The following is a 13,819-nucleotide window of genomic DNA, read 5'->3' as shown; positions in this document are numbered from 1 at the left end:
TCCTCCTAGGCATTTTTGACGATAGTACCGATACTTTCTCCTAATACAACACGACGAATATTTCCTGGTTCATTTAAATTAAACACAATCAATGGAATATTATTATCCATACTTAAAGAACTTGCTGTTGAATCCATGACTTGCAATCCTTTATTGATAACATCTAAATGTGTTAATTCATTAAATTTCGTTGCATCTGCATGTGTACGCGGGTCAGCATTATACACACCATCGACATTATTTTTTGCCATTAAAATAACATCTGCATTAATTTCAGCTGCTCTTAATGCTGAGGTTGTGTCTGTTGAAAAATACGGATTTCCTGTACCCCCTGCAAAAATTACAACACGTTTTTTCTCTAAGTGACGTACTGCTCTTCGTCTAATATAAGGTTCAGCAATTTGTCTCATGTCAATAGATGATTGCACTCTTGTTGGTACACCAATATTTTCTAATGTATCTTGTAATGCTAAAGCATTCATAACGGTAGCAAGCATGCCCATATAGTCTGCTTGTGCACGTTCCATACCCATTTCAGAACCGATATTTCCTCTCCAAATATTACCGCCACCAACAACAATACAAACCTCAACACCTAATTCGTATATTTCTTTTACTTCTTTAACGATTTCTTTAATTGTTGCTGGATTGATACCAAATCCGGTATTTCCTGCTAATGCTTCTCCACTTAATTTTAAAACAACACGTTTATACACTGGCTGTACCACTATACCTATCCTCCATTATAATCTTTCTTAGAAAAAAGCTCCCAAAGTTGGGAGCTATTCTCGATGTCAAATTGATTATTTTTTCACTTGGCTCATAACTTCTTCTACAAAGTTGTCAACACGTTTTTCAATACCTTCGCCGACTTCAAAACGTACGAATGATTTTACTGTTGCGCCTTTTGTTGCAACGTATGCAGAAACTGTTTCATCTGGATTTTTAACGAATGGTTGGTCATTCAAGCTGATTTCAGCTAAGAATTTGTTTAAACGACCTTGAATCATTTTTTCAACGATATTAGCTGGTTTGCCTTCGTTTAACGCTTGTTCTGTTAATACTTTTTTCTCATGTTCAATTTCTTCAGCAGATACTTGGTCACGAGATACATATTTAGGGTTAATTGCTGCAACGTGCATTGATACGTCTTTTGCTACGTCTGAGTCAGTTGTTCCTGATAAAACAGTTAATGCAGCAATACGTCCACCCATGTGTAAGTAAGCACCAAATGCTTCGTTATCGCCTTTTTCAACAATTTCAAAACGACGTAATTCAATTTTTTCTCCGATTGTTGTTGTTGCTTCCGCAATCATTTCACCAACAGTTGCACCATCAACGTTAATCAATAATGCTTCATCTACATTAGCTGGTTTTTCTTTTGCTAATACTTCACCTAATTTAGCAACTAATGCTTGGAATTTGTCATTTTTTGCAACAAAGTCTGTTTCTGCGTTGATTTCTGCGATTGCAGCTGTGTTACCATCAACAAAAATTGTTGTGCTACCTTCAGCAGCGATACGGTCTGCTTTTTTAGCAGCTTTTGCTAAACCATTTTCACGTAAATAGTCTACCGCTTTTTCAATATCTCCTTCTACTGCTACTAATGCTTTTTTAGCATCCATCATACCTACGCCAGTCATGTCACGTAATTCTTTTACTAATTTTGCTGTAATTTCTGCCACTTTCTGTTCCTCCAATAATGTTTTTCTTTAAAAAAGACTGTCTTAATACGACGAAAAGCTATTTTCTTTCCTTCTAAGACAGTCATTCGTTTTTCTATAATTAAGCGTTGTCGCCTTCTACAACTTCAACGATTTCTTCTAATGAAGTTACTTCTACTTCATCACTTGAAAAATCTTCAGCTGTCACTTGATCTTCACCTTGGTTGCCTTCGATGAACGCATCAGCCATTTTAGCAACAATCAATTTAACCGCACGAATTGCATCGTCATTTGATGGGATAACAACATCAATTTCATCTGGATCACAGTTTGTATCAACCATCGCTACGATTGGGATATTCAATTTTTTAGCCTCTTGAACAGCAATTCTTTCTTTACGTGGGTCTACGATGAACAATACATCAGGAATTCTTGGCATATCTTCAATACCACCTAAGAATTTTTCTAATCTTTCTTGTTCTTTTAATAATGCAGCAACTTCTTTTTTAGGTAATACATCAAAAGTTCCGTCTTCTGCCATTGCTTTAATACGTTTTAAGCGTGCAATACGTTTTTGGATTGTATCCCAGTTTGTTAATGTTCCACCTAACCAACGATGGTTAATGTAGTATTGACCTGAGCGTAATGCTTCATCTTTAACAGCATCTTGTGCTTGTTTTTTAGTTCCAACAAATAAGCAAATACCACCGTCTTGTGCTACTTGGTGCATATAGTCGTATGCATCATCTACTAATTTTACAGTTTTTTGTAAGTCAATGATATAAATACCATTTCTTTCTGTAAAAATATAACGTTTCATTTTTGGGTTCCAACGACGTGTTTGGTGTCCGAAGTGTACCCCTGCTTCTAGCAATTGTTTCATTGCAATAACTGCCATGTTAAAATTCCTCCATTTTGGTTTTTCTTCCTTCGCCCTCATCTATACGATAAACTTTTTCAAGCACCCTATCGCATATCGGAACAAAGTGTAATATAATACCGTACTATTATATACAAAAAGAATGGACTTTTCAAGGTTTTTTTTAAATTTATTTTATGCAGTAAATTATATACTTTTTGGTGCAGAAAGTCTGTTTATAATATTCAATCTATACAATTACATTTAGGTATTCTCTCCAAATTATCAACCGTTGTAACTATTATAATGCCGTTTCTTTTCTTTGTAGTATATCATCCACTTTTCATAAACAAGCATTCAAATATAATGAAACTATTTTTTAATACTAAAAAACATAAATTTAACAAACAACATAAAAACCGAAGTAACATCATGTGTAGTTACTTCGGTTTTTTATTTATTCTAATCATACAACGCGTAAATATCTGTTACAGTGAGTTTGTTTTTTTCTTCTTGTTTAACATCTTTGATGATTTGCCCATTTTTTAGCACAATTAAACGATTTCCATAAGTTAAGGCATCGTTTATGTTGTGCGTAATCATGAGAGCTGTCATGTGATTTTCTTTGATTTTTTGTTGTGTGAGTTTCATCACCATTTGCTGCATTTTTGGGTCTAATGCAGATGTATGTTCATCTAGTAATAATAAAGATGGTTTTTTTAATGTTGCCATGAGTAAGGCTATGGCTTGGCGTTGTCCTCCCGACAGTAGTCCCATTTCGGTGTTTAGGCGTGTTTCTAGCCCTAATTCTAAAGATGCTAATTGTTCAATAAACAAAGATTTTTCTTTGGGTGTGATTCCTTTTTTCAAGCGTCTTTTTTGATCTTTTCGATATGCCAATGCCATATTTTCGCAAACCGTCATACGTGGTGCTGTTCCGTGTAACGCATTTTGAAACACGCGACTGATATATTTTGCACGTTCATATTCAGATAAGGTTGTAATGGACGTGCCGTTAATTTTTATGTCACCTTTGTCAATATCAAAACTACCTGCAAGAGCGTTTAAAAAAGTTGATTTACCTGCTCCATTTCCTCCAACGATGGTGATAAAGTCACTCTCTTCTATATGCAATGTAATGTCTTGCAACGCTTTATAATCGCCAGCATTAGAGTAAAATGTTTTTTCGATATGATTGATTTCAATAAATGACATCTATACTCCTCCTTTTTGTCCTTTTTTTCGTAAATGTGGCATTGTTAAAAATAAGGCAATGAGTATCGCTGAAACAAGTTTAAAGTCGTTGGCTTCAATGACTTGTAATTTTAAAACACCAACCAATAAGATACGATAAATAATAGAACCATAAACTGTACAAATTAAGCGTTCTAAAAAGGAAACTTTAGAAAAAAGAACTTCTCCAATAATAATTGCTGCTAAAGCAATGACAATAACACCTAGTCCACTGTTCACATCGGCGTATCCGTTGTGTTGTGAAATAATTGCACCTGCTAGTGCCACAATTCCGTTGGATAGCATTAGACCAAGTAGTGTCATCTTTTTCGTTGAAATACCAAATGATGTTGCCATTTTAGGATTATCTCCCGTGGCAATTAAACCTTGTCCTAATTCTGTTTTAAAAAATACAAACATCAGATATATCAATAATGATACGCCAAATACGCCGACAAGAATTGTGTCGTAATGATGTGGCAAGACTAGTTGTGTTGCAGGTGTAAAAATGGTGTCTTTGTCTAAAAGAGTTAAATTTGGACGTCCCATCACACGTAAGTTAATGGATAGTAGTCCTGTCATTGTTAAAATACCTGCTAATAAACTTGGAATACGGCATGTTGTGATTAAAAATCCGGTAACAAGGCCTGCCAAAACGCCACCACAAATAGCCAATATTGTCGCTAATAGAGGGGAAACACCTCGAGAAATAGCCGTCATACAAATCGCTGCTCCTAGAGGAAAGGTTCCCTCTGTAGTCATATCGGCAATATTTAAAATTCTAAAACTAATAAATACGCCTAGTGACAATAGTCCCCATAAAATCCCTTGGGAAATGGCTGAAATAAAAATATCCATAGAAAACTCCTTATTCTTTATCTACAATTATTGCTTTTGCTTTAATCTCTTCTGGAATATCAATACCTAATGCTTTTGCTTTTGTTTCATTGATGTATACAACACCTTCATTTGCCAATACGATTGCTTTTTCTTTCGGCTCTACACCATTTAACACCGCAACAACAACTTTAGCTGTTTCAACACCGATTTTGTATTGGTCAACACCGATGCCTAAAACACCACCGTCTTTAACCATTGTATCAGCTGACGGGAAGACAGGTACTTTGTATTTATCTGTTACTTTAACGACTGTTGCCATTGCACTGGCTACTGTGTTATCAATCGGAACAAAAATAGCTTGTACATCACTTGCCAATCCTTCTGTCACTTGCTCAATGTCATTTGTATTTGAAATAGATTTAACCACTACTTCTAAATCTAATGCTTTTGCCAATTCTTTTGCTTCTTCAACTTGACGTGTTGAGTTATCTTCACTTGCTGTATATAAAATACCAATTTTTTTCAAGTTTGGCACCACTTTTTTCATCAACTCTAATTGTTGTTTAATTGGTGTTCTATCACTTACACCTGTAATATTGTTTCCTGGTTTTTCTTCACTTGTGATTAAACCGGCTTGAACAGGATATGTAATCCCCCCCATAATAATTGGAATCTCTTTTGTTGCGTTAGCCAATGATGCAGTAGCTGGAGTTGTAATACCAATTAAAATATCCGGTTTTTCTGACACTAATTTTTGACTCATAGACACTAAATTACTTTGATCTGCTTGTGCATTTTGAAAATCAATTTGCATTGTTTTCCCATCAACATAACCTAAATTACCTAGTTCATCTGTAATACCTTTATAAATAGTATCTAATGCTGGGTGACTTAATAATTGTAAAACACCAACTTTGACAATCTTTTTCGTTTCTTGTACTGGCTGTTGTACTGGTTTTTGTTGAGTCACATATCCAATACCTAATACTGCTAAAATGAATAATCCAAATGCTAATACTGTTTTTTTCATCATCATAACCTCGTTTTTCATTTATTGAATGAACTATATAAAAAGACCACTTATAATAAGTGGCCTTTTTACAAACAAAAACCACGTCGATTTTTTATCCACGTGGTATAGTTCATTCTAAGAATTTGTCTGCCACATAGATACACATTTTCAACACGAAAAGGTTGTATCTATGCACAAAAAGTACACTAAGAAACAACCGTATCTATTGGCTTTGCCAACTATTTACAGATAAATACACACATTGTTTTGTTTGTGTCATGTTCTTAACGTCCTTTCTCTTGTTTTTCTGAATTATATCATCATTAAAAGAAAATGGCAATACTTTTTTAAAAATACTTGATAAACGAAATGCATCTTCATTATAATAAGAATATCAAACACTTTTCACATTAAAATTATTTTAAAGGTTATATTTAAAGGTTATATAGGAGGGGTAACATGCAAACAGGGGAACTTATACAATATTTACGAAAAAGTAAAAACTTTTCTATTAAAGATATTTGTCAAGACAAACTATCATCATCGTCATATCATCGTTTTGTCAAAGGAGAACATGAGATTTCTTTTGATGCTGTTTTGTATCTTTTAGAACATTTACACGTTGACTTAGATGAATTCCTATTTTTAAAACGTGATTATCAACACTTTCCTTTAAAAAATATATTGACAAACTCCCTTGGTTCTTATCATCAAGAAGAAATACAACACATTCGTTCACAAGCCTATCATTTTTCTGCATATGACAATGATACCTACCACCATCTTGGATTATTATGTGATGTTATCTTAACACAACATGAATCTGCCCTCTATCAATTAAAACAATATTTAGTCAAAGTCGAAACATGGACAACTTATGAAATGTTATTATTCGATTGTCTTATTCCTTATTTAGATACCCCATTTATTAACATTGTTTATAAAAATTGTATCAATGGTTTAAAACGCTATGAACATCTAGACCAATATAGCCATGAATATATTCAAACAGCATTTCATTTAGTCATCTTCTTTTTACATCATCAAGATATACGACATGCTAGAAATATTTTTCAGTCAATGCTATCCCAAAGATTACATGAACCATTTATTTTTGAGCGTCTACATCTTAAATTCCTTAAAAGCATTTTTCTATGTTTAGAAAAAGATGTTACTGCACAAGAGATGATGAAACACGTTTTTTCTGTTTGTGATTTTTTAGATATACCCTACTATCAAAAACGATATATCACCATTTTAAACCAATTACAAACAGTCTATCCGGAATTAAGTATTTTTTTAATTTAAAAACACCCATAAAAGTAGCAAATGTGCGACACTTCTGTCACATTTGCTACTTTTTCACACAATATACTTTTGATGATTTACAATAATCGTGTAAACACAATTATTCTCATTCAGAAAGGTTAGGTGAACATTATAAAAAGAATGTTGTTGATGCAATATAGATATAGAAGGAGATGATTACCATACAGAATATAAAAAATATACTCAAAAAAAATATACCACTATTGTTATTAGTCTGTATTTTAGTGATTGCCTATGCGACGGGGAAATTATCTATTCGGCATAGTTGTCTTGCAATTCTAGGATTTGGATTGGCTCAGCAAAAAGATATGAAGAATATTATAATCATTTTTATTACATTATTATCCACAATATTTATTTAAAAAGCAAAGATACTATGAACAAATATACGTTTTTTGTTCCCGCATTTTATAAACAATAATCCGTCCAAAGAGCATGATGCTCTTTGGACGGATTTCACGATATTATTTTTGTTCCAAAGCAGCTTTTACAAAACCGTTAAAAATACGTTGTGGTCTTGTTGGGCGTGATACAAATTCTGGGTGGAATTGTGCAGCGATAAAGAATGGGTGATTTGCCAATTCGATAATTTCAACTAAACGTCCGTCTGGAGATACACCTGAGAATATCAATCCTTTTTCGCTTAATTGTTCACGATACGCATTGTTAAATTCATAACGATGACGATGACGTTCGTGTACTAATTCTTCGCCGTATAATGAGCGAGCTAATGTACCTTCTTGTAATACACACGGATACAAACCTAAGCGCAATGTACCTCCCATTGTGTCTTGGTCTACTTGATCAGACATTAAGTCAATAATATTATGTGTTACATTTGGGTTTTCTTCAGCTGTATCAGCTCCCTCTAGACCAACGACATTTCTAGCAAACTCAATACATGCTAATTGCATACCTAAGCAAATACCAAAGAACGGGATATTATTTTCACGTGCATATTTAATAGTGGCGATTTTACCCTCGATACCACGTTTTCCAAAACCACCTGGTACTAAAATACCTTTGGCATCTTTTAATCTTTGGGAAACATTTTCATCTGTTATGTCTTCTGCTGGTACCCAGTCAATTTCTACATCTGCATTGTGTGCATAGCCAGCATGTTTTAAGGCTTCTGCAACAGATAAATAGGCATCTGGTAAAGATACATATTTCCCAACAATTGCGATTTTTACTTTCTCTTTTAAGTTTAGAACTGTTTGTTCTAATTGTTTCCATTCGGACATTTCTGCTTTAGGAGCACTTTTTAGACCGAATAGGTCGCATACGAGTTGATCCATGCCTTGTTCTTGTAGTAATAACGGGATAGTATACAATGTATCCACGTCACGAGATTCAATAACGGCACGTTCGTCAACATCACAAAATGATGCTAATTTTTCACGAATACCATTTGGTAATGGTTTTTCTGTACGTACAACTAAAATATTTGGTTGAATACCTAAACTGCGTAATTCTTTAACACTGTGTTGTGTTGGTTTTGTTTTCATTTCGCCAGCAGCTTTTAAGTATGGAATAAGTGTTGTGTGCACATAAACAACATTTTGTGACCCCACATCAGATTTCATTTGTCGTAGTGCTTCTAAGAATGGTAAAGACTCGATATCCCCCACTGTGCCACCAACTTCTGTAATGACGATATCTGAATCTGTTGTTTCACCGGCACGCATGATTTTTTCTTTAATTTCATTTGTAATATGTGGAATGACTTGAACTGTTGCTCCTAAATAGTCACCACGGCGTTCTTTACGTAACACTTCTGAATAAACTTTACCTGTGGTCACATTTGAATATTGATTTAAGTTAATATCAATAAAACGTTCATAGTGACCTAAGTCTAAGTCCGTTTCTGTACCGTCATCTGTTACAAACACTTCTCCGTGTTGTAGCGGACTCATCGTACCTGGGTCAACGTTAATATATGGGTCAAATTTTTGAATAGTGACTTTAAATCCTCTATTTTTTAATAATCTTCCTAATGATGCTGCAACAATACCCTTTCCAATAGATGACACTACGCCACCTGTTACAAAAATGTATTTTGTCATATTTGACTTCCTCCTTATCTCTTTATGGGTTGTTAACATAATAAAGCCCCCACTCCAAAAGGAATGGGGGAAATCAACTGTCCCTACAAAAAGGGAGCCCAAATAGAATAATACGCTGATAGAAGAAAAAGGTCAAGTAAAAAATACTTAAACTGATTTTCCACCAGTAAAATATTGATCTAAACGCCCAAAATATTGTTCGACTAATGTATCTTTAGGAGCTTTTAATTGGTCGGCTAGTTTAAATAATGTATCAACCACTGTTTTATTAGTTGTTCGACATATCAAAACATATCCTGTCGATAATTCTGTAGATGGTACAGTTACTGCCATGGCATGACACATATTGGCGACACGTATAAAGCCTTTATTTGCTTTTTGTTGAATCGTTTGCGTTCCTTGGTCAAAATGTCCAAAAATACTTTCGCCAAAACCGTGATAATCAACAGGTCCTTCTTTAGAAATAATGATGTCATATGACTGTAATAAACATTCTAAGCGTTCAATCAGCGCTTGGCGAGATAGTGTATACTTGTCGGTTATATCTATTTTGGGATAAGGTAAATCTATAGCACTATCTATTGCGATGTTCACGTGTGAATGTGATTCAGCCGTGAGTGGAATTTGATGATAGATAATGCGTTGAATATGTGATAATTCTTTGGACAAAATGCCTAAAGAGGCGGTGAACGGTATACCATCTGTTGAGCGTTTGACCGTTCCCTCATTCACAGCATCTTTTCCCAATAATCCATGTATACAACTACATACATTCAAAGCCAGTGCTGGCGCTAAAACGGAGCCTCCTCCGTCTGTTCCAATACCTATATCATTGATATTAAGAAAAACATTCATTGCCGTTCCACTTGATGAACCGGTCATTGCTTGTCCTGTTAATGGATTTTTCAAATCAATGTCGATACCCCTACCACCAAGACTTGCTTTATCCACAGTATGTAAAATGTATCCTAACGATTCTAACGATTGAATAAAAGAATTTTTAATATCTGGAACATTTTTGATACCCATATAATATCCAGAATGCTCTGTTATGTTTATAAGAGCATTAGGAAAAACACGGCAAACAGATTTATGTACATTAGACAAAGCTAGAAATGTTTTAAAAGCATAGTGCTTTATTCTGTTCATGCTTTTTCCTCAAAAATATTTGCTAAGAAAGATTGTCCATGTTGTGGCATGTTTACATCAAAGTAATCGGCCACTGTCGCTGCCACGTCAGCTAATGTTTGTCTATGTCCAATATATTTCCCTTCAATAGTTGGTGAATATACAAGCAAAGGCACTTTTTCTCGTGTATGATTGCTATGTCCAATCGTTGGGTCATTTCCATGGTCTGCCATGACAATAAGTACATCGCCTTTGACAAGCAATGGTAACAATTCTTCGATACGTTTATCACTTAACTCAAGTCTATCGGCGTAGCGTTGCACATCTTGTGCATGCCCTGCTAAATCTGTTTCTTGAATGTTCAAGGCAATAAAACCATGCGAGATGTCTTTTACTTCTTTTATGAGTGAATCAAATAATGTATTTGAATCCACTCCAGGAAATAAACGTGTGCTTTCTGTTTGAACAATATCTGCTACTTTTCCTAAAAAAGAAACAGTGATATTTTTTTTATCGAGAATTGTTGCGATTTGTGTGTTTTTATCAATGCCGTATCCTAGATGCACCACTTGATAACCACACTCATAAACATGGGATTTTGGAGCATCTACACCTGCAATATGTGTGCCTCTTACTTCAAAAGCATGTAATAAATCATCAATCGTTATTTTTTGACCACCAAAAGCAATCACACGTGATACGTGTACCACTTCTCTTACTCTTTGTCCTAATTGTTTCAAGTCCTCAAAAGAGATGCTATCTAAACAAGCGGATACATTATAGACTTGACCCGCGTCTGTTTCTAAATTATCGCCAACAGTTGCGACATTATTGACAATTAAAATTTGTGCACCTTTTTCTCCAAGACGTCTGACATTATATCCGTGTTGTAATAAATGACACTCGACATCATCTATTTTTTCATTAAAAGGCTCGATTAAAGGAACTTTAGGTGTTGTCCCCATAATCTCTTGATGCCCTAAAAATGAATCTGCTCCATAATGAGCTAAATCACTCGTCCCATAATTTGCTGTTTTAGAAAAAGAATGAGATGGTAGTTCTTCGCCAATGGCGTTCATCAATCCTAATTTTTCTAATGTTGGTAACTGAATAGTTGGAGATGCTTGTATAATATGTTTTGCTGTATTACTTCCGACATCAATCGGTCTGACTTGAGAAACATCGTCCATGGCACCAACGCCAAAGCTATCCAGTACGATCACAATAAATCGTCCCACTTTTTTCACCTTCTTATTTGATTACCCAAACTATCAAATATCCCTTCTAGTTTAGGATTATCTGTTTGTATTCCTGATACAACAGCAACGTCACTTCTTGTGACAAAAATTTGTGTTCTAAAGGCCGCTAAAACCGTGCTGCCTACTGCATGTTCTTTTTCTGTTTTTAAATAATAATCAATACTTTCACAATCAAATGGCATCAATGTATCTCTTACAACTCTGAAAGGTTCATAGACAATAACATGTTCAAAATGTCCTCGACGATAGTACCCTCCACCATAGAAATAGGCATGATTGTCTAAACAATGTGAAATCTCACTCACATAGACCATAGCCGGTCTTTCAATCAAAGATGTCACTTGATGTAATGGTGTTGTTCCTGTTAAGGCATGCCCTGGTTCACCTTGTGTCCCATTCAGTGCTTTAATTTTAGGAATTGTATATGTCGATGTAGCAGATGGCATATTGATCGCAAGATTTGTGATACCTTTTTCTTCTAAAAACTCTTTAGCTTTTTGCAATGTTTGTATATTTTTAGTTGGTACAATATCATCAACTTGATTAAATAAAAAGCAAGGAAATGATGTCAATCCTCCTAATTCTACATAAGACTGTTGACTTAAATACGTCACGACTTCTTCTAGTTGTGATAGATGAAAACCACCATACTGTCCTTCATAAATTGTATCTGTTGGCTCAATGATTTTTAATAATACACGCTGCTTTTTTTGTAAACGTTTTGCCACATCTACAATTTGTTGTAATTTTTCCATTGAAAAAACAGTGATATAGTCTGTCCCATAAGCAATGATTTTCTCAAGTAGAGTATTAGGAATTTGAACCAAATGTCCTACATTCCCTAAAGGTAATTGATGTTTCATCAACAACAAAGCTTCTTTATAATCGACAACAACGGCTTTTGAAATAGCTGTTTCACTAATTTTTTTGGAAATAAGTGGATTGCGTCCAAATTGTTTTGGCATATAAAACAATTCCACTTGTTCCTGTTTTGCCACATCTGCCATTGCTCTTGCATTTTGTAAAATCGTATCCAAATCTAATACATACGTGTCTGGCAAAATATCACCGGATTGGTGTAAATTTTTAGCAACTTCGAGTAGTTTAGGATTTCTTGTTAATGTGATATCTAAAAACACATCAATTCCCTCCTAACATATTGACAAGATGCAAATAAATATAGGTCATTTCTGGCTCAGAAAAATGTTTGTCTGATAATAACTCTGTATAAATTTGTTGACTTAGAGCATATTTTTCATGTTCTTGAACTTCTTTAAAAAACGCGTCATCCATAGCTTGAACAGATGTATCATTTTGTTTCCGACGAGCATCTGCCATTGCTAAATGAATTAAAAATACTTCCATTTCCGTGTCACCCAAACACTCGTCATACATTTTTAATGCTTCACGGATTCTGATTACCCATTCTTTTGTTTCACTATCAATAATTGTACCTTGTTCTAATATGTTTAATTTTTCTATTATCATAATCTGTCTCCTAATATTGAGGGATAATCGTCCCTGTATAAACAGCACGTTGAATTGTCAAGACATTCTCTGTTTGAAAACTTTGTTTAAAGAATGCTTGCAAGGATTTATTTTGTGTGTGCACCACAATGACCGATGTACTCATTTGTTCATCTAATATATCGCTAGAAAGTTTGATATAATGGATGTCTTGGTAGTTTTTATCAACAATTTCATCATAATTCCATACACCCACATCAACAATTCCTTGACGTACAGCAGATACTATTTGATGCCCGGGGACTTCTACCAACTCAACATTTTTTTCGTAAATGAGTTTTTCTGTTAATAATTGTTGGTCAATTGAATTATAATCGATTGCCACTTTCATACCATTGATAATTTCAGATGCCTTTTTATCTGCAAAAATCAAGATATGTTCACTTAAATACGTATGTTTACCAAAATCAACAACAATGTCAATAGGTGTATTTTCCTCTATAGCTTTTAACGCTGCGAATTTTGATAAAACAGCAAAATGATAATTTTCTCTAGCAACAGCCTTTAATCTTTCTTTTGATCCTCGAATATAAGCTAAATTTAATTTCACACGATTTTCTCTAAATTCATCATAAATCCCCGTTGCTAACCCCTCATATAATTTAGAGTATGGTAGAGTCATAGTACCCATAATCGTATCCGACAAAGCAAAAGTTTGTAAAATACTATAATCAACGCTTTCAATATAAGAACCTAAATGTCCTTTAGATTTACTTTGAAATGCTCCTGCTTCTTTCAAATACGCCATAGCATTTTGGACAGTCCCTCTTGATACCTGGAATAATTCTTGATATTCAGATACACTAGGTAAACGATCTCCTTTTTTTAATTGTAGTAAATTTGACGCCAAACGATAAATAACGTCGCCTTTTTTCTTCAAAAATAACTCTACCATACAGGTC

At 34.4% G+C, this 13,819-nt stretch carries 13 protein-coding genes; 1 reads left to right on the top strand and 12 read right to left on the bottom strand.

The features are described from left to right. Positions 1-5: 5 nt before the first annotated feature. From pyrH to trpX, 6 genes are all read right to left on the bottom strand, one after another. Positions 6-728, bottom strand: a complete 723-nt coding sequence (gene pyrH / locus GMA11_RS04585; protein WP_163546043.1) for a UMP kinase — start codon at positions 726-728, stop codon at positions 6-8. Between the two features lie 75 nt (positions 729-803). Next, positions 804-1,685, bottom strand: a complete 882-nt coding sequence (gene tsf / locus GMA11_RS04580) for a translation elongation factor Ts (RefSeq protein ID WP_163546042.1) — start codon at positions 1,683-1,685, stop codon at positions 804-806. 100 nt (positions 1,686-1,785) lie between these two features. Further along, entirely contained in the window at positions 1,786-2,562 is a 777-nt protein-coding gene (rpsB, locus tag GMA11_RS04575) for a 30S ribosomal protein S2 (protein WP_163546041.1), read from the bottom strand. Between the two features lie 423 nt (positions 2,563-2,985). Further along, positions 2,986-3,738, bottom strand: coding sequence for an ABC transporter ATP-binding protein (locus GMA11_RS04570; RefSeq protein WP_163546040.1), 753 nt, complete (start codon positions 3,736-3,738; stop codon positions 2,986-2,988). After that, positions 3,739-4,614, bottom strand: coding sequence for an ABC transporter permease (locus GMA11_RS04565; RefSeq protein ID WP_163546039.1), 876 nt, complete (start codon positions 4,612-4,614; stop codon positions 3,739-3,741). 10 nt (positions 4,615-4,624) lie between these two features. Further along, a complete protein-coding gene (gene trpX, locus GMA11_RS04560; protein ID WP_240332468.1) occupies positions 4,625-5,629 on the bottom strand; it encodes a tryptophan ABC transporter substrate-binding protein in 1,005 nt (334 codons plus the stop codon). Positions 5,630-6,067: 438 nt separating this feature from the next. On the opposite strand from trpX, the gene GMA11_RS04555 reads away from it, so the two are divergent. Further along, positions 6,068-6,916, top strand: a complete 849-nt coding sequence (locus GMA11_RS04555; RefSeq protein ID WP_163546038.1) for an Rgg/GadR/MutR family transcriptional regulator — start codon at positions 6,068-6,070, stop codon at positions 6,914-6,916. Positions 6,917-7,401: 485 nt separating this feature from the next. Here GMA11_RS04555 and GMA11_RS04550 read toward each other — a convergent pair whose 3' ends face one another. From GMA11_RS04550 to yhfZ, 6 genes are all read right to left on the bottom strand, one after another. Beyond that, positions 7,402-9,003: a CTP synthase gene (locus tag GMA11_RS04550; RefSeq protein ID WP_163546037.1), complete on the bottom strand. Its 1,602-nt coding sequence runs from the start codon at positions 9,001-9,003 to the stop codon at positions 7,402-7,404. Between the two features lie 147 nt (positions 9,004-9,150). After that, positions 9,151-10,152 carry an amidase family protein gene (locus GMA11_RS04545; protein WP_163546036.1) on the bottom strand — a complete coding sequence of 334 codons (1,002 nt, stop codon included), beginning with the start codon at positions 10,150-10,152 and terminating at the stop codon, positions 9,151-9,153. After that, complete coding sequence (locus GMA11_RS04540; protein WP_163546035.1) at positions 10,149-11,369, bottom strand: phosphopentomutase; 1,221 nt, start codon at positions 11,367-11,369, stop codon at positions 10,149-10,151. Before GMA11_RS04540 ends, GMA11_RS04545 begins: the two co-directional genes overlap by 4 nt. A gap of 5 nt (positions 11,370-11,374) precedes the next feature. Next, a complete protein-coding gene (locus tag GMA11_RS04535) occupies positions 11,375-12,529 on the bottom strand; it encodes an alanine racemase (protein WP_163546034.1) in 1,155 nt (384 codons plus the stop codon). Between the two features lies 1 nt (position 12,530). Continuing rightward, a complete protein-coding gene (locus tag GMA11_RS04530; protein WP_163546033.1) occupies positions 12,531-12,878 on the bottom strand; it encodes a PRD domain-containing protein in 348 nt (115 codons plus the stop codon). Positions 12,879-12,888: 10 nt separating this feature from the next. Beyond that, positions 12,889-13,812, bottom strand: coding sequence for a GntR family transcriptional regulator YhfZ (yhfZ, locus tag GMA11_RS04525; RefSeq protein ID WP_163546032.1), 924 nt, complete (start codon positions 13,810-13,812; stop codon positions 12,889-12,891). Positions 13,813-13,819: the final 7 nt, after the last annotated feature.

Source organism: Granulicatella sp. zg-ZJ (assembly GCF_010892355.1).
In the GTDB taxonomy this organism is placed as follows: Bacteria; Bacillota; Bacilli; order Lactobacillales; family Aerococcaceae; genus WM01.
The sequence above is the reverse complement of the archived record's forward strand: the minus strand, read 5'-3'. Positions and strand labels throughout refer to the sequence as shown.